Annotated in this window: 21 protein-coding genes and 1 pseudogene; 15 read left to right on the plus strand and 7 right to left on the minus strand. The window is 60.6% G+C overall.

Annotation, left to right across the window (positions count from 1 at the left end):
• Positions 1–786: 786 nt before the first annotated feature.
• The 3 genes from BTH42_RS19020 to BTH42_RS19030 all read right to left on the minus strand — a co-directional run bounded on the left by BTH42_RS19020 (position 787) and on the right by BTH42_RS19030 (position 1,908).
• Positions 787–1,317: a response regulator gene (locus BTH42_RS19020; protein ID WP_075302223.1), complete on the minus strand. Its 531-nt coding sequence runs from the start codon at positions 1,315–1,317 to the stop codon at positions 787–789.
• A gap of 6 nt (positions 1,318–1,323) precedes the next feature.
• Entirely contained in the window at positions 1,324–1,608 is a 285-nt protein-coding gene (locus BTH42_RS19025; RefSeq protein WP_075302225.1) for a hypothetical protein, read from the minus strand.
• A gap of 75 nt (positions 1,609–1,683) precedes the next feature.
• Positions 1,684–1,908, minus strand: a complete 225-nt coding sequence (locus BTH42_RS19030) for a hypothetical protein (protein WP_075302227.1) — start codon at positions 1,906–1,908, stop codon at positions 1,684–1,686.
• Between the two features lie 178 nt (positions 1,909–2,086).
• Here BTH42_RS19030 and BTH42_RS19035 point away from each other — a divergent pair, with 178 nt between their 5' ends.
• The gene (locus BTH42_RS19035; protein ID WP_075302229.1) at positions 2,087–2,995 is read left to right on the plus strand and encodes a manganese catalase family protein; all 909 of its coding nucleotides are present in this window, start codon (positions 2,087–2,089) and stop codon (positions 2,993–2,995) included.
• Positions 2,996–3,048: 53 nt separating this feature from the next.
• A complete protein-coding gene (locus BTH42_RS19040) occupies positions 3,049–3,543 on the plus strand; it encodes a ferritin-like domain-containing protein (protein ID WP_075302231.1) in 495 nt (164 codons plus the stop codon).
• A 94-nt stretch (positions 3,544–3,637) separates the two neighbouring features.
• Here the strand turns inward: BTH42_RS19040 and BTH42_RS19045 are convergent, their stop codons facing one another.
• Complete coding sequence (locus BTH42_RS19045; protein ID WP_075302233.1) at positions 3,638–3,961, minus strand: hypothetical protein; 324 nt, start codon at positions 3,959–3,961, stop codon at positions 3,638–3,640.
• A gap of 56 nt (positions 3,962–4,017) precedes the next feature.
• Here BTH42_RS19045 and BTH42_RS19050 point away from each other — a divergent pair, with 56 nt between their 5' ends.
• From BTH42_RS19050 to BTH42_RS19085, 7 genes and pseudogenes are all read left to right on the plus strand, one after another.
• On the plus strand, positions 4,018–4,458 hold the full coding sequence (locus BTH42_RS19050) for an Hsp20/alpha crystallin family protein (RefSeq protein WP_075302235.1): 441 nt from the start codon (positions 4,018–4,020) through the stop codon (positions 4,456–4,458).
• Between the two features lie 12 nt (positions 4,459–4,470).
• Positions 4,471–4,878 carry an Hsp20/alpha crystallin family protein gene (locus BTH42_RS19055; protein WP_075302237.1) on the plus strand — a complete coding sequence of 136 codons (408 nt, stop codon included), beginning with the start codon at positions 4,471–4,473 and terminating at the stop codon, positions 4,876–4,878.
• A 465-nt stretch (positions 4,879–5,343) separates the two neighbouring features.
• Positions 5,344–7,817, plus strand: a pseudogene (locus tag BTH42_RS19060) (response regulator).
• Between the two features lie 973 nt (positions 7,818–8,790).
• Positions 8,791–9,075: a hypothetical protein gene (locus tag BTH42_RS19065; RefSeq protein WP_075302239.1), complete on the plus strand. Its 285-nt coding sequence runs from the start codon at positions 8,791–8,793 to the stop codon at positions 9,073–9,075.
• A 49-nt stretch (positions 9,076–9,124) separates the two neighbouring features.
• The gene (locus BTH42_RS19070; RefSeq protein ID WP_075302241.1) at positions 9,125–9,346 is read left to right on the plus strand and encodes a DUF6723 family protein; all 222 of its coding nucleotides are present in this window, start codon (positions 9,125–9,127) and stop codon (positions 9,344–9,346) included.
• 627 nt (positions 9,347–9,973) lie between these two features.
• Positions 9,974–10,186: a 30S ribosomal protein S21 gene (gene rpsU, locus BTH42_RS19075; RefSeq protein WP_075302243.1), complete on the plus strand. Its 213-nt coding sequence runs from the start codon at positions 9,974–9,976 to the stop codon at positions 10,184–10,186.
• A gap of 441 nt (positions 10,187–10,627) precedes the next feature.
• Positions 10,628–11,485 carry a PA4780 family RIO1-like protein kinase gene (locus tag BTH42_RS19085; RefSeq protein ID WP_075302245.1) on the plus strand — a complete coding sequence of 286 codons (858 nt, stop codon included), beginning with the start codon at positions 10,628–10,630 and terminating at the stop codon, positions 11,483–11,485.
• A 246-nt stretch (positions 11,486–11,731) separates the two neighbouring features.
• Here BTH42_RS19085 and BTH42_RS19090 read toward each other — a convergent pair whose 3' ends face one another.
• Positions 11,732–12,157 (minus strand): PleD family two-component system response regulator, encoded by a 426-nt coding sequence (locus BTH42_RS19090; protein ID WP_075302247.1) that lies wholly within the window; start codon positions 12,155–12,157, stop codon positions 11,732–11,734.
• A 121-nt stretch (positions 12,158–12,278) separates the two neighbouring features.
• Here BTH42_RS19090 and BTH42_RS19095 point away from each other — a divergent pair, with 121 nt between their 5' ends.
• Both BTH42_RS19095 and BTH42_RS36470 read left to right on the plus strand, forming a co-directional pair.
• Positions 12,279–12,575 (plus strand): RsbRD N-terminal domain-containing protein, encoded by a 297-nt coding sequence (locus tag BTH42_RS19095; RefSeq protein ID WP_075302249.1) that lies wholly within the window; start codon positions 12,279–12,281, stop codon positions 12,573–12,575.
• 1 nt (position 12,576) lies between these two features.
• On the plus strand, positions 12,577–12,759 hold the full coding sequence (locus BTH42_RS36470; RefSeq protein WP_143752122.1) for a ribbon-helix-helix protein, CopG family: 183 nt from the start codon (positions 12,577–12,579) through the stop codon (positions 12,757–12,759).
• Between the two features lie 214 nt (positions 12,760–12,973).
• Here BTH42_RS36470 and BTH42_RS19100 read toward each other — a convergent pair whose 3' ends face one another.
• Positions 12,974–13,246: a hypothetical protein gene (locus BTH42_RS19100; protein ID WP_143752125.1), complete on the minus strand. Its 273-nt coding sequence runs from the start codon at positions 13,244–13,246 to the stop codon at positions 12,974–12,976.
• 100 nt (positions 13,247–13,346) lie between these two features.
• Positions 13,347–13,631: a hypothetical protein gene (locus BTH42_RS19105; RefSeq protein ID WP_075302251.1), complete on the minus strand. Its 285-nt coding sequence runs from the start codon at positions 13,629–13,631 to the stop codon at positions 13,347–13,349.
• Positions 13,632–14,147: 516 nt separating this feature from the next.
• Between BTH42_RS19105 and BTH42_RS36080 the strand changes: the two genes are divergently transcribed.
• The 4 genes from BTH42_RS36080 to BTH42_RS19130 all read left to right on the plus strand — a co-directional run bounded on the left by BTH42_RS36080 (position 14,148) and on the right by BTH42_RS19130 (position 16,474).
• Positions 14,148–14,435, plus strand: coding sequence for a hypothetical protein (locus tag BTH42_RS36080; RefSeq protein ID WP_075302253.1), 288 nt, complete (start codon positions 14,148–14,150; stop codon positions 14,433–14,435).
• Between the two features lie 454 nt (positions 14,436–14,889).
• Positions 14,890–15,147, plus strand: coding sequence for a hypothetical protein (locus tag BTH42_RS19120; protein ID WP_075302255.1), 258 nt, complete (start codon positions 14,890–14,892; stop codon positions 15,145–15,147).
• Between the two features lie 800 nt (positions 15,148–15,947).
• Complete coding sequence (locus tag BTH42_RS19125; RefSeq protein ID WP_075302257.1) at positions 15,948–16,187, plus strand: hypothetical protein; 240 nt, start codon at positions 15,948–15,950, stop codon at positions 16,185–16,187.
• A 71-nt stretch (positions 16,188–16,258) separates the two neighbouring features.
• The gene (locus BTH42_RS19130; RefSeq protein WP_075302259.1) at positions 16,259–16,474 is read left to right on the plus strand and encodes a hypothetical protein; all 216 of its coding nucleotides are present in this window, start codon (positions 16,259–16,261) and stop codon (positions 16,472–16,474) included.
• The last annotated feature ends 49 nt before the right edge of the window (positions 16,475–16,523 follow it).

A 16,523-nucleotide genomic window follows, 5' to 3' on the forward strand; every position in this document is an offset into this window, starting at 1 on the left:
TTCGACGAATCGCCCCATCTCCGCCTCTCGCGCTAACAGGTCGATTCAGTCTAGGCGATCGCGCGGGTTTTGACACACCCTCGGCCACAAGCGGTCACCCACGCTTGAGATCCGAACGTCGGCTAGCGGATTGTTACCGGCCGATAACGCAAAGTCGCATTGCGTCGGGGTGTGTCGGCAACCTGTCGGTTAGTCCGTGCCTGGCGTGCTTGGGCCGCCGCAAGCGAACTGAGCACACCGCGAAACGTGCCACGTCCCCGTCAATCCGGTTCGCAGGCCGGCTTGCAATCAATGAATGCCCGTGCGCGTTTTTCTCCTTAGTCAAAAAGCCCCGCTTGGAGAAATGAAGTCGAGATGCTCGCGGAGCTTTCAACGGTAGCGAGCAGACCGTCTCGCGCGCAGACCGACCACCACACCGTGTCACGGCGATGGATGCCACTGAACGAGGAGGGCATGGCTTACCGCTGCCCGCGCTTCAATCGCGTACCCGCGATAGGCTTCGCACGACTGACGCATGACGCCCCCGTTGAACGCAGGTGACGACGCCTGCGCCAAGCGTATCTTACGTGCCTGGCTGGCCCGTTTGGGTTCAGCCATGGTGATCGTCCCTCGCGAATCCAGACATGTTGGAAGCGCGCGAGCCGTCAGTATCCCGATTGCGAACGGGCTACCGGAAATGCGCGGAGGTCATGCACACGTGGGCCATCGACGTCTTCGGATAACCGATCTATCGTGCTGTCGTCGCGCAGTTAACACGGTTACCCGCAATTCGATGAAAACTGTTCATCACGGCCAGCTCTGAACGTGCACCGGTTGCCATCTTGAAGCGCAAGGAGTCTGGCACTGCAGGGCAACCCGGGCAAGGACGCCGGACTTCGGGCGTGGCGTCGAAGCAGCGCGCGTACTGGACCGTATACCGGCTTCGGCTGTAATGGTCGCCGCAAGCCGTGCGAAACTCGCCGGTTTGCGCATGAAATGGGTCCAGTACCGGACGCCATCGACCGAAGGCTCGGGTGCGGCCGACAGCATGACGATGGTCAGGTCGCGGTGCGCGGGGTGGGTGCGGACCTGCCGTGAAAACTGTGCGCCGTCAGTCCCGGGCATTTCAAGGTCGGTAACCACACACTGGATGGGTTCGCCGTTCAGGATAGCCATGGCTGCGGACGCATCGAAAGCGACGGCCACTTCGTGACCATCGCTTTCGAGTGCGCGTTGAAGTGCCGACAGATTCTCAGCATCATCGTCGACCAGTAACACTTTTGCCACGGCTTCGGTTCCCGACGGCTTGTTGCTCTTTACCGCTGCCAGCGGTGCCATGGCCCGCTACTGCGCCGACGATGCAGCGGTGTCCGAGGCGCCCTTTGCCGGCGTTGACGAGCGCGACTGCGACTTCATCGTATTGTTGCCCTTCGCGCCCGATGTGGTGCCCGTCGTCCCGCCGGCGTTTGGCGTGCTCATGCCGGTCCCGCCCTGGCCCGCGCCGCCTCCCGCACCACCGCCGTTTCCGCCCGCGCCACCGCCTGCACCCTGCGCGTACGCCGCGCCCGCGAGCGCCGCGCAGACCAGCGATGCGATGATCGCTCCATACACCTTCTTCCTGGTATCCATACATCCTCCCTTATTCTGCTCATCCTGCAAATTTCGCCGGTTACCGCGTAACAACGGATCGACGCGCCTCGTGGCCTACGGTCGGTCCTGCGTTGCCGGTTTGTCCGGATCAGCGTCACCAGGCGAAGGCTCCGCCGGTGCTTCCTTCCCGGGTACATCGTCGTCCGGATCGGTGCCGGGGACGTCACTGCCGTCGTCGTTTTCGATTTCGGTCAGTGGCAGATCGTCGTCTTCCCTGCTCTGATCTCCCACGTCCGGCTGGTCATCAGGAGCGCGCTGCATATCACGTTGCGTTGCCATGGTTCACCTCACTCGGTTAAAGGCATCTCCGTCAGCGCAATCGCCGTGCCGCAGACGGCCGGCATCCTGCGTGTTCGATTGCGTTTGCCGGTCCGCGATGAAGCATGCGGGTCGATGATCAGGAGTCCGGTCAGGCACAGGCCATGCGCGATGTCATTGCCCAACCCAGGAGGCTCTCATGTTCATGCACAACAGACGACTGCAATACACGGTGCGCGTCAGCGCAACGAATCCCGGACTGGCGAATCTGATGCTCGAGCAATTCGGTGGACCGCAAGGCGAACTGGCCGCCGCCATGCGCTATTTCACCCAGGCGGTGGCCGAGGAGGATCCGGGTCGCAAGGACATGCTGTACGACATTGCGACCGAGGAACTCAGTCACCTGGAGATCATCGGCTGCATCGTCGCGATGCTTAACCGCGGCGCGAAAGGAGAACTGACCGAGGCGGTGGACGGTCAGGCGGAGCTCTACCGCAAACTCAACGGCGCGGGCAACGACAGCCACGTGACGCAACTGCTGTACGGCGGCGGCCCGGCACTCACGAACTCGGGCGGCGTGCCGTGGAGCGCCGCGTACATCGACACGATCGGCGAGCCGACCGCCGACCTGCGCTCGAACATTGCGGCGGAGGCCCGGGCGAAAATCGTCTACGAACGGTTGATCAATGTGACGGACGATCCGGGTATTCGCGATGCGCTGGGGTTTCTGATGACCCGGGAAGTCGCGCATCAGAAGTCCTTCGAAAAGGCGCTGTATGCGATCACGCCCAACTTCCCGCCTGGCAAGGCGCCGCCGATGCCGGAATTCGCGAGCACCTACTTCAAGACGTCGCACGGTGGCGACGTCGTGCAGGCGCCGTGGAATAGCGGGAGCGGCTTGTCCATGCAGCAAGGCGAACCGGGGGTGGACGGAGGCGATGGCAACGCATGGGTTAACCTTGACCCAGCGGAACAGTCGGCGCTCACGGAGATGTCAGGGCGGCTGCAGTCTGACCCGTCGAGTGATCCGGAAACCGGCGCTGAACTGGGTAGCGATCCGTCGGGCGTTGGCGTCGGCGAAGCTGACGCACCTCAACCGAAACGCTAGCGACCGCACCGCCAGCCACGACCTCATCCGCCCTGACCATCGATGGAGCCATCATGACAGTCAAGTCAATCAACGACCTTTTTGTTCATTCGCTTTCCGATATCTACAGCGCGGAAAAACAGATGACGAAGTCGCTACCCAAACTTTCCCGCGCCGCGACCCACGCCGATCTGAGCGCAGCATTTACCGCGCATCTGGACGAAACCCTCGGCCAGATCGAGCGGATCGATCAGGTGGTGGAGAGCTGCGGAATCCGCCTCAAGCGCATCAAATGCGTAGCTATGGAAGGCCTGATCGAGGAGGGCCAGGAGCAGATCGATGAAATCGAAAAGGGCCCGGTTCTCGACGCCGCCCTGATTGCGGCGGCACAAAAGGTCGAACACTACGAAATTGCCGCCTACGGATCGCTGATCGCACTGGCCAGACAGCTCGGGGAAACGCACGCTGTTACGCTGCTGCTACAGACGCTCAAGGAAGAAAAGGCCACCGACGAGAAGCTGTCGCTGCTGGCTGAAGAAAAAATTGCTGCGGAAGCCCTGGGTCGGTAGCGAGGTTCGAGAGGAATTGCCGCCGCACGGCGACAGCCATGCCGCGAAGCGGGCGTCTGCTCGCTTCGCCGGTGTCCAGCCCCCCGAGGCAACTCTACTGGAGTGGCGGTATCACTCCGAGCTTTTCAGCAAGCGCACGTTCGTACGCGCCAAAGTTCAGATCCACTTCCTCCTGCGTGACGACCTGCATGTCGACGCTGACCTGATCGAGCAGCAAGCCCATGACCGTGGCAATTGCGTTTTCCAGCTGCGGCGCGCACAGCCGGTCTTCGGCCAGCGTCGTTCCGACCGTAATGTCGTAAGCCCTCTCCTGCCGGAAAACAATGTCGACGATGCGCGCACGCGCACTCATGTTGTTGTCTATCGCAAGGCGAACGCTGCGTGTTTCAACCCTTGATTGTCCGTGGCATGGGGACAACCGGACTGAAGCGCGTACGCCGGTTCGTCTCCCCGCCGTCAGAGGAGCACGCAACCATGAGTAATCTCTACTTTCGAACCGACCTTCCTGGCGAACTTGACCGGCTGCAGCGGCAGATGTCGAGCCTGTTCGAGGGCTTTCCTTCCAGCCTTCGTTCAAGCCGGTTGGGCGCCTTTCCTCACATCAACGTCGGCACGACCGACAGCACGATCGAGATCGTGGCGTTCGCGCCCGGCATCGATCCTGCGAAACTCGATATCTCTATCGACAAGGGCCTTCTGTCGATTGCCGGCGAGCGATCCGCACAGCAGCAACCCTTGCCCGAAGGCTCCCGTCAGTACGCGCAGGAGCGCTTTAGCGGCGGCTTCCGGCGGGTCATCGAGTTGCCGCAGCAGGCCGATCCTGACAACGTACAGGCACGCTACGTTGATGGCTGCCTGCTGAGTACCGTGGGCAAGCGCGAGTCGTCGAAGCCCCGCGCCATTACCGTTGAATGAAGAGGTGACATCATGAGCGACAACACCCAGATTACCCGGCACGACCCGAACGCTATGACGCGCGCGGAATCGGAGGAAGCACGACGCCGCGTCACCTTGACGCCGGGTGTCGATATTGTCGAGGACGCACATTCTGTGACGGTGTGGGCCGACCTGCCGGGCGTGCAAAAGGACAAGCTCGACATCAGGGTGCACGACGGCAGCCTGACGATCGATGCGGAATCCGTCGTACCGGTAACGCCGAATCTGCGGCTCTCGCACGCGGAAATACGGGCGCCGTATTTCGCACGCCGGTTCACGGTCAGCGAAGACTTCGACACGTCGAGAATCGAAGCGGTTCTGAAGGACGGCGTGCTTAAGCTGACCATCCCGCGCCGCGACGAGGCGAAGCCAAGGCGCATCGAGGTGCGCCTCGGATAAGCGCGGGCCAAGCGGGGCATTCCGGCTGCCGGGCTACGGCGCGGCAGCCGGAACGTCACGTGATGACGTGACAATCTTCGTCCTCAAACCCACTGGCAATAACATTGGTTTGTGTCCGGTACGGATGCGGAAGAGCGGACGGAGGAAGACAGTTCGTGAAGGGCGGGCTCGCAACCACCCTTGGTGTCCCTGATGTGCGGTATCGTAAGAAGGAGTCTAAAAAGATCCGTGTCAACTGACACCGTTTTTGCTCTCACTGCTCGTAACTCCAGATCGGTGGCGAGCAATAGTTACGCGTTTGTCCGATATGCGATTCAAAGTATGGCCCTAGCTTGTAAGTGGCGGGCTCGCGCCACCGCTCACCTGCGGTCGCGTGCATGCACCAGGCCATGCTAGGGCTGGCCCGAAACAGGCTGAAAAACGCTGCGTCAGTCATTTCCCGGCAGTCATTTAACGAGAGGTCCGATGAACTGTGATGGGAACCACGATGGCGACCTGTCATGGATGCAGTCCCTGATCAGGCGCGTCTCCGAATACGCGATCTTCAGGTTGACCGCGCAGGGAGAAGAGGCTAGCTGGAACCCCGGCGCCAGACGCATCAAGGGCTACGAGGCTGACGAAATCATCGGCCGGCATTTCTCCGTGTTCTATACGGAGGAGGACCGGCGCGACGGTGTTCCTGAAACGGGACTGGACGCCGCGCGGAAGTTCGGGCAATACGACACGGAGGGCTGGCGCGTACGCGGGTCGGGTACGGCCGCGTCGAGGAAGCCGGTCGGTTACGTCGTTGGGCGGACCGAGGGACTTCGTCTCAACCGAAGGGGCAAGGACGGAACGAGGTTCTGGGCCAGCGTGCTGATCACGGCACTTTATGCGCCGGACGGCGCCTTCATCGGTTTTGGCAAAAACGTACGCGATACGACTGACAAGCGCCTCGCCCATGAGGCTGTAGCGGATAGCGAGCGGCGATTCAGGCTGCTGGTCCAGGGTGTGACCGACTATTCGATCTTCATGCTGTCGCCCGAAGGGCTCGTGACCAACTGGAATCTCGGCGTCGCGCGTATCAAGGGATATGAAGCGGACGAAATCGTTGGAGCGCATTTCAGCCGGTTCTATACTGCGGAAGATGTGGCCGAAGGCCAGCCTGCACGCAGTCTCGCCACCGCCGCGAGCGAAGGGCGTTTCGAAACCGAGGGGTGGCGTGTCAGGAAAGACGGGAGCCGGTTCTGGGCCAATGTTGTTATTGACGCGATTCGCGACGAGGAGGGGCATCTCGTCGGCTTCGCGAAGATCACCCGCGATGTGACGGAGCGCAAGACCGCTCACGAAGAGCTCGAAAAGGCGCGTGTGGCGCTGCTGCAATCGCAGAAGATGGAGGCGCTCGGCAAACTGACCGGCGGTGTGGCACACGATTTCAATAACGTGCTGCAAGTCTTGCGCGGGAATCTGGAACTGCTCGAAGGGCGGCACGGTCGCGACGTCTGGACAAGAGAGCGTCTCGGCAAGGCGATTGAAGCGGTCGAGCATGGGGCAAACCTTGCGTCGCAGCTATTGGCGTTCGGGCGCCGTCAGGCACTGCAGCCGGTTGTCGTGAATCTGGCCGTCATGCTGCGCAGCATGGACGATCTCCTCAGACGGGCACTCGGCGAAGTCGTCAATGTGGAAACGGTTATTGCCGGCGGACTGTGGAACACGCTGGTCGATCCGAACCACCTTGAGAATGTCGTCCTGAACCTTGCCATCAACGCCCGCGACGCCATTGCCGGAAGGCGGCAAACTGACGCTCGAGCTGTCGAACGCCATGCTCGACGATCGCTATAGCGCGCTCCACGCGGATGTCCGCGAGGGCCAGTACGTGCTGCTGGCGATCACCGACACCGGAACCGGCATGCCCGCCGACGTGCTTGAGCACGCTTTCGAGCCGTTCTTTACGACCAAGCCGGAAGGGCAAGGCACGGGTCTGGGCCTGAGCATGGCGTATGGCTTCATCAAACAGAGCGGTGGCTATATCAGGATTTACAGCGAGCCGGGACACGGCACGATCGTGAAGATCTACCTGCCTCCGCTCGATGGTGGCCGTCGCCGATCTGGAACCCATGCAACCGGTGGCCCTCGCCGGCGGGTCGGAAACCGTTCTCGTGGTTGAGGACGACCGGCGCGTACAGGCAACGGTAGTCGAAACGCTCAGGCAACTGGGTTATACGGTGCTGAAAGCGGAAGATGCGTCGAGCGCACTCGCGATCGTGCACAGCGGCGCGCATATCGACCTGCTTTTCACAGACGTCGTGATGCCCGGCACAATGCGCAGCACCGAGCTCGCGAAGCTCGCAACCCGTGTACTGCCGCATCTCAACGTTCTCTTTACGTCGGGCTACACACAGAATGCGATCGTCCATGGCGTCCGTCTGGACCCGGGTGTTCATCTGCTGAGCAAGCCTTACAGCCGGGAGCAGTTGGCGTCGAAGATCCGCCGATTGCTTGGGCCGCCCCGTACGCAAGGCGTTAATGCCGCGTTTGCCGAACAGTCAGCTGGATGGACGCCGTCGGGCGCTGCCCATGCCCCGGCGGGATTGTCGATCCTGATCGTCGACGATGACGGTACTGCGCGAGAGGCGGTCAGCGAATTGCTGATCAGCATGGGCTACGACGTGCAGCAGGCGGGCAGCGCGGAAGAGGCAATGTCGATGCTCGCAATGGAACAACCGGATGTGCTTCTGACGGATATTGCGCTTCCCGGCCAGTCGGGCATCGAGTTCGCCAGGGCGACACTCGAACGCCATCCGGAAGTCAGAATCGTGTTCGCCTCCGGTGGCGAGATGCCCGATCCTCAAGAACTCGGGTTCGAATGTGCAGCACTTCGCAAGCCGTTCAGCGCGGAACAGTTGCATGCGCTGATTGCGGCGATGCATGGGCGCACGGAACGGAAAAGAGACGAATGAGCCGGACTGCCGGCTCATTGCTAGGCGGTGTCTTGATGGCGCTGTCGATTTTGCGATGACGTCTGCTGTTGAGCGAACACCAGACGTTCCTTGATCTCGTCGCAGAGACCACTTTGGGTCGGAAGTGCGCGCTGACGACCGGCCGCTTTCGGGCAGCGAAATACCAATGACCGCTTTGCGACGTTGAGTTCGAAGCGCGGATAGACTCAACCCGACCCACTCCGGTCAGATGGCTTTCTCAGAACTGGTCAGTCAGCCAATTTCAGGTTTTGCGAACTGGAGCGCCAGAAAGCGGTCGTCGGCGAACTGACCCAATCGGCCATGAGCGGCCGCTCGAGGTCGACGTCCAATTCGGATATCCCAGATCTGGTCCGCTCACGCTGAATGACCGGTCTTCGATGAGCAGACCGCAGGTGGCATTGCCTCGACGCGGCCATCAAGGGTCATTCGCCTTAGCTGTCGCGTGGACATTCCAATGTCGCGAACGCTTCTGGCAGCAGACGTTTGCGATCCGGGGCGAACATCGGTTAGTCATCGAACTTGATTTCGTACGGTCACCATCGGCCGCGGTCGCGAGCGGCATGGCCACCGGACTACGATGCAAATCCGACGCCAGGGATCACCAGTGCTTCGTTTAACGCTCGATAAAAAGAGGCGGCCCACTACAGGGCCGGGTGGTACACTGGTTGCGTCGGTTCCGAGCTTCTCTCATGTCCGTGGTCCCTCGGAGTTCGCGGTCCACGGGTGGCACTTGATTCCCGCCTACTGCCGGCCAGCTCTCTCCTCGTTCCAGAGGAAGCGATACTCCCTCTCCGGACGCCGATTCGGCTAGTTTAGCCGCCGCGATAGTTGCTCCATCTCGAGCTCTGCGGCGCGCTGCGTTGCCATTTCGTTCGCGGCAATCGCCCATTTGCCACACGCTGGGCGGTTCCCGGCTACTTCTCGTCATGGCTCACACCTCCGGGACTCCATCATGAGCGAGTACGTCAGAACTTACAGAGGGTTGGAGATCTATCCACTCGTCTATTCCCACGTTCCCCGGGAGGCTGTTGGGTCATTCGACTACGATGCCGGCTTTGACGCTGCCGTCAGGATATGCCGCCGAGGCACCGACGACACACTGACGGCCAGCCGCGTATTTCGGGTTCCACATCGTACGCCGTTTGGCGATGCGGGCGAGGCGCGCAGGGCATCCAACGACTATGCGGAGCGCCTGATTGATGGCGAGGTTGACGGGCAGTCTGTGCGCGATCTATGAGCGAACGGTGATACGGTCCAATGCGCGAGGAAAAGCGAATGGAGCATCCATGCTAGGCGAGAAGAACTATGAGGTCGCAGCGTCGTACCGCCGAACGATAACTGGTGCCGTTCCGACGTTGAAGGTGACCCGCCTTGATGACAAGCGGGTCATCTACCCGTTTTGCGGTTGCCCGGACATGCCTCTATTCGACGATCCACAGAGCGCGAAGAATTTCGCCGAGGTGTACGGCTGGCAACTCGTGAAGGGAGATATTGCTGTTCCAGAGTAATCTGACGGATCACCGTCGAGAGCCGCCGACCACGCTTTTCGGGTTGTATCGAGGTGAGGCCAAGCGGGTCGGAGAAATTGATGGATTCTCACTGCTGCTAGTGGCTATCCGGTTCCATACGTTCCGCATGCGATGGTGACGAGCCCAAGCGGTTTTTTCTTCCCGAGAGAGGCAACTATTGTTCGTGACGAGCCAGCACGTCCTCATTGACCAGCCGAGCGGCCATTACCCTAACCGCATCGAAATCGAACCGCACGTCGATCCGGGGAACCTTGGTGCTTCCCCGTTGCTTTCAGTCCCGCTTTATGTCGACCGGCCGGGGCAAGCGTGCGGGAGGCACTCGACGCTAATTGCGAGCGCCTCGGCGGATTTTGAGTCGATTCATGCCAGCCAAAGGGGCGTCGCGTCGTAGACTGTCGGATTCGACATGAAAGGAGGCCATCGTGAGCAAAGCCCATGACGCCAAGAAGACGGAAAAGAAAGTCGCCACCAGAACGCCGAAGGAAAAGAAGGACGCGAAGAGGTTGAAGAAGGAGGCTTCGAAGCGTCAGTGATCTTGCAGTGCCACGAGCGCTGCTAAATAGCCGCGGCAGCAGTTACCCGGCGAGCGCTCAACCAAGGAAAAAATTGACTACTGTAATTCTGAAACCCGACGAGCCCGTGGAAGTTGCAATACGCCGTTTCCGTCGCGCGATCGAGCGCACCGGCTTGATTCCGGAGCTTCGTGCCCGGACAGCCTACGAAAAACCTACCACAGAACGCAAGCGCAAAAAGGCTGCTGCAGTGGCACGCCTGCGCAAGCAGATCAAACGGTCGTTGCCGCCGAAAAAACGGTACTGACCAGGAACTACCGGGTAGCCATGCTGAAGCGGGCCCTCTGGTGCCCAGCCCGGCATCTCCCGTAGCCTCAGCATGGGGCAGAACCGGCTCTGATCTGGGCCGAGTGGCCGGTTGAATCCGCTTTCGCATACGGGCCACCTGATTTTCTGCGATCGATAGACAGCTTCGGGTCGAGCGCTGCCCGCCGGGCCAAGCTGCGGGCGCCCTGGAACTGCGGCGGCAATGCCTCTACACCGCCGGCGGGAGATTTGCCTCGCTTCGTCTTCGCCCATCACCTTCCCCTTAATCCGGCATGACTCCATCCATCTCCCGCGCAACAAGCATACGATCGGCAGCACCGGCCCCTCGACTCATCGGTTTTCTGATCGCGCATATCTCAGCGGGGCATTCACCATCCTCGCATTCGGCACGCACGTTCCACGGGCCGAAGCTGGCGGTCATATGAAAATACCCAAACGGCTTGCACCGCTCCTCGAAGAAGGACTCATCGACGAAGTTATCGGCCAGTTGATGAGCGGCAAGGAGGCAACGGTCTACGTTGTGCGCAGCGGCGATTCGACCCGTTGCGCAAAAGTCTACAAGGACGCGAAGCAGCGCAGTTTTCGGCAAGCCGCGTCGTACCGGGACGGCCGCAAGGTCAAGAACAGCCGGCAGGCGCGTGCAATGGAAAAAGGCACGCGCTACGGTCGTCAGATGCAGGAAACGGCATGGCAGAACGCCGAAGTCGACGCGCTGTTCCGGCTCGCCGGCGCAGGCGTGCGGGTGCCGCAACCCTATATTTGTACCGATGGCGTGTTGCTGATGGAACTGGTGGTCGACAGGATGGGAGACGTCGCACCGCGACTCAACGATGTCGATCTGAGTGAAGCCGGCGCCCTCGAACTGCACGCGCTGCTGCTCAACCAGGTTGTCCGCATGCTCTGCGCGGGAGTGATTCACGGCGACCTGTCGGAATACAACATCCTGCTGGCAGCGGATGGGCCGGTGATCATTGATCTGCCTCAGGCCGTCGACGCAGCCGGCAACAATGAAGCCGCCTCGATGCTCAAGCGTGACGTCGACAACCTGGCCGCATACTTCGGGCAATTTGCCCCTCAAATACTTACCACAAATTATGGTACGGAGATCTGGACGCTCTTCGAAGCAGGCCGGCTGCATGTCGATGCCAAATTGACCGGCCGCAACGAGGTCGACACGCGACCTGTGGACCTCGATGGCGTGCTGCAGGAGCTCGAAGCGACACGTCTTGAGGAGGACGCGCGAGTGCGGCGACAGCAGGAACTGAGCGCGGGGCGGTAACCGTGCTCGATTTCCCGATTTCCCCCAAAGGTTGCGTGAGAGTGAGGCGGTTGAGCATGTCGACGCTCAGCCATGAAGCGACGTTCGCGCGCTGCGTCGATAGGCTTCCCAAGGGTCAATCCGCGCTAGCGGCCCATTCGGAAGCGCAAGACTGCCCCGCTTTGGCACAGAAAATCACGCTACTCGCTGACGTCACCCGCCGTTGACCGCAACACGTTCGACCTGCGGAAGCGCGCGCAGCGTCGCTTAAGGGGCAAGTATTTCAAGCAGCTGCAATAGCTGACCTGATGCCGCGCCCTTTTGACAGTACGCGTCGAAGCCAGACGCAATGCCGGGCGACCGGGTGACTAATTCGTCGAGGACGGTGAAGGCGACGAGGATCATAAATTGCGACAGGGCATCCTGTCGAAGCCGTCTCGCGACCGAATATCCGTCCATGTCTGGCATGCTAATGTCTAGCACGACGATGTCAGGTAGCCATGCCGTGACAGTTCGCAACGCCGCTGGTCCGTGAAGAACAAATTGCGCATCGTATCCGGCGGCGGCAAGCGATGCGGTAATCGCTTCCGCGCCCGGCCGATAATCATCAACAACAAGGACTCGGAGCGGGCGATGCTCTTGTGCTGGCGGTAGCCTACGCATTGTCCAGCGCGCGACGGTAAGAAGTGTCATGTGGTGCCTTAGGGCGTGATTGAACGCGATTCACAGCAGCGACTGAAGGCTTGACGCGTCAACCACCTAGCCTGAACGTAACTCAAAGTAACAGCAACCCGCGTACCCACCGGGGGATCAGATGAGCCTGGCTGACTTTATTGAATCTGACCTTGCAGGGTTGATAGACGACTGGGCCGAATATGCCCTTGCGGTCAGCCAGGAGGACAGCGATCTGTCGGAAAGCCAGTTGCGGGATTCCGCCGCCGAAATCCGGACGGCGATCGCGGACGACATGCGCAATATGCAGAGCGTGCTGCAGCAGGAATCCGACAAGGACATATCCCGTGTGGCTCAGTACATCTCTAAGCTCGCCGAGCGTCCATTCAGCTATAACGGCTTCATTGTAAGCCGCATGCTCGACACGCCTGGATCGTAAGATGCCTAAGGATAAATCAGCCGCTACTGGCGAATCGTCAACTAACGCCTCTTGCGTCGTTTCTGCCCGATTGCCGAGAGACCTGTGTGCTCGTGTGCAGCTTGCAGCCGCAGAGAGAAATCAGTCTGCATCGGCGTTCATTTCCCGAATTTTGCGGGAGTGGCTTGCAGCCGCTGCAATATGAGTGTCAACACGGCATTTTTCGCGCATCGGCAAATTTCGGCCACGAGGCGACATTCGCGCGCATTGCCGCTCGGACGTTCAGATGTCGGCAGCATCCGGGTAATCGGACCTTGAAATTGCGAAGCTTAGGGGCTTTTCGGCCACTGCGGTGCGTCGTGCGGGTCATCCGGCAGCCGCCCGTTGCTCATGGTCGATCTAACCCGCTTCTCGCCTTTTCAGCGGGGAGGGTGGCTCGCACGCACCTGCATGGACGACAGCAACGCCTCGACGCTATCCAGAGCGGTTGTCAGACGCTCCAGGACGACGAGTGACCGGGCTGCATCAAGACGGCTGTGGAACACAACGTCGGCCGGTCCGATAGTTTCCACCAGATCAATCAACTGCCCGATCTCTGCGCGCAGTCGCGCACGGTCGGTATGCCCCTCGCGGACGACCCTGCCCCTCAGATTGGCAACCAGCACCTGGCAGTCTTCATAGTTACTGTGCATGCCGTCCACGACCGCCGCCCGGATCTCCCCATTACAGGAAGACAGCATGTGCAATGCCCACGCGAGCGTGCTCGAGCGGACGCTTGCCCTGGCTGGACCGTCAGGCTGGCTCCCAGATGGCGCGATCGGATCCGCCTTTGTCGATCAACATTTCAGCGTAGGCTACGCACGCGCGCCTTGCATCGCCGGTATTCAAAAAAGGACGTCTGCCGGGCACGCGGAACAGGCGGCTTCTCACCTTGTCCATCCCGGAATCAGGTTCGCTGATACGGATCGATGCATCGAATCCCCCCTCGTAGTTGTGGCCGAATCCGGCTCGAGTAGCGCAATGCGGATACACGAGCAGGGAAATATCGAGGCCTCGATAATGGCGAATGGTGGTCATCAGATCACTCCTTTGGCCGCAGCAAGCAGCCGTTTTTCTAATCGTTGAGTGGGTTTGGCCGACAGCGATGTTCGAACCGCTGACGAGCCGGCTGCGCTTCCCGGCCGGCAAGCTGGCACTCGAGCGAAACAATGATTAGGACTGTTTTGCGCCGCTCCGGGCCAAAAGCGCGCCACAATCCCTTTGCGTTGTGGTCGTACAGCGTCGGGAAAGCATCCGTCGCCCGCCGGATGGGGTCAATCCTTCATCCGCTTGATCGCGCGGCAAGCAAACCCGGTTGTCGCTGAACGTTCTGGGGGGACCGCTGTGTACGGCTGAGGGGGGACGAGGCTGACAGCCGTCGTCAGGGCATCTGAACGAAGAGAGATGACAGCGCGGACAAGATCCGCTTTGCGGACTACGTGATTTACCATACGCGCGCCGGCACCGCGGGTCAACTCAATTCGGAAAATATCTGCGCCGCCCTGCGTTGCCTGTTCCGAGGTATAGTGGGCCTCCCCCTGTGGAGTAACCGACATGCCGACATACCCGCTTCTTCTCTACAAGGGGTACGAGCTTCATCCTCTTGTCTTCCCCCGCACCTTCAGTCGCCTGGACGGCCACTCCCGCTACGCCGAGGGGTATGACTTTGCAGTGCGGATGTGTCGTCCGTCCGCGATAGCGAATTCGGCGGCAAGTCGCGTTTTCCGGCCAAACCAGCCTCATGCATTCTTCGACTTTGGAGTGGCGAGGCGTGCTGCCCGGCAGCAGGGAAGGGACATCATAGACGGCAAGGTGAACGGAGCTTCGGTCGTCGACATGTGAAAGCACTGCGGGCGCGCCAAAGTGGTGGACCGTCTCTATCGCTGACCGCCTTCTGGTCGTTTTCGAAAAGAAGCGATCCGCCGCGGAAAGCGGCAGATCGTGCGTCGAAGCGATGAGCCGAACGCAGGAACTCCTCCCGACCGGTATCGGCAGTGCCCATCAACCTTGATGTCGTTCCGCATTACCTCGTGCTCCGCGCGGGCCGCGAGCCGTATGTACTGAACGCTCACCGCCGTGTTTTGCGTCGTGAAGCCAGCCGTCTCCTGCACGCGTTCGCGAGAACCCGCGGCACGCCCACTTCGATCGCGACCGATGAGTGGAACGCCTTTTCCGGCACAGAGTCCGTTCCGGCCCCGAGCAGGCCGAGGTGCGGGCTTACGCACTGGTTGGCGGCGCGCAAAGCGAACACCAGCTCTTGTTGCTGGCTGGCCTCTGACTCCCGATGGAGTGCTTTATGTATCGGATGATCGCGTACCGCGGATTTGAGATCCATGTCGAACTCAGTCAGTCCTCAGCGGATCTCTACGACGTCACGTTTCAGATCAAGGGCGGCGACAATCTTCGTGTCGTGGGTCAGCGCGGAGGCAAGATTTCGCTGCACAATGGTCCCTATACGCGCCGCTGGGCGTACCTCATTGCTGAAGCCGCCGGGCGAGCGGCAATCGACGTGCTCCTTGGAGTGATCGTCGCGGACGGTGACCCTATCGCGTAACGGAAGTTGAGCGTCTACCGTTGCGCGGTGATGTTGCTGATTGCAGCTTCATCAGGCAGGTAATGAGATGACGTGAGCGCAGCGGCGGCGCACTGCAACTGGCTGCATTTCGCCGTCGCTGACGTAGTGTCACGCGAACGTCGGCTAGGGATACGGCGCTATGCGCATGCCCGGATGCCATCCCAGGCTGCCGGCTCCGTAAAAGAAGCGGCGACAATGAATATTCACCGTACAAGGTGGGTAATGGGTGTAGCATGAGAGTGTTGGTTGACCCACAGCCCTTCTCTGCGCCTCTCCAGTCGCCTTTCCCAACGGAATCGGGCCGCTCACTTTCATCACAGGTCGCACAGCGCGGCCGATCATGTGAAGACTGAATCAGTCGCTCACACTCTTTTCCCGATTCGTCGCATGTTGATGCGACCTCAAAGGTACTCCATGACCGCCGGTTTCCGTCTCTACCGTGGACTGGCAGTTTATCCACTGGTCTATCCACATCGCGCTACTGAGCCGGGAAATGGGCGCAACGATGAGGAACGTTTCGATGCTGCCGTACTTATCTGGGAGTAGGGAGGCTCAGGGGAAGCGCCCGCGGCCGCGTATTCCGGCTTGCGGGGACCAAGCCCTTCAGGGCGACGGCGACGCGCGGCGTGCGTCGGCTGCCTATCCACAACACAACCTCGACACGTGTTCCCAACGCACGAACATTCCTCGATCTGGAGTTGTGATTTGTACCTCGTTGCATGCAGGAACCATCGCCACACGTCCGCGGCGGTACACACAGGCAACATCGGAGATTTGACATGGACAGATCTGAACTCCTGAAGTGGATTCGACGCGACGGCTCTGGGCTTATCGACCGGTTTCTGCCGTCAGGGGCGCTTGCCGAGCTCGAAGACGTCATCCTCAACGGTCGTCACGAGGTTGATGCGGATGCTTATCTGATGTTCGTGTCAATTAGCGCACTTCTGCGTAAGGACGGCATGGCGAGCTGCGATTCGGACCGCGAGGCCGGCCGGATTATGGCACTGCTGAACACGTGACGCACGCCCTCCCATCCACGCGGCGCTGGTGCAATGACCATGGCTGCGCCGCACCCGAATAAGGAACGACAGTGCGCTTCAATTCGACACGATTCATCATCGACCCGACGCCACGCAGGGCTGACGGCGAATACATGGCTCATGCCCGCATCCGTACCAGCCGTGCGGACGGGAGCGAGTACGACATTCATCTAAGTGGTGATCTTGCGGGCTTCGACGTGCGCGAAGACGCCATTGCCCATGCAAAAAAATGGGCGCAGGACTGGCTGGACGTGTGCTTTGGCTGAAGGGGCTCTCACAGGAGCTACATCCGGATGATTCACGGCGAAAACTCAC

The organism is Burkholderia sp. SRS-W-2-2016 (assembly GCF_001931485.1).
Lineage (GTDB): Bacteria > Pseudomonadota > Gammaproteobacteria > Burkholderiales > Burkholderiaceae > Paraburkholderia.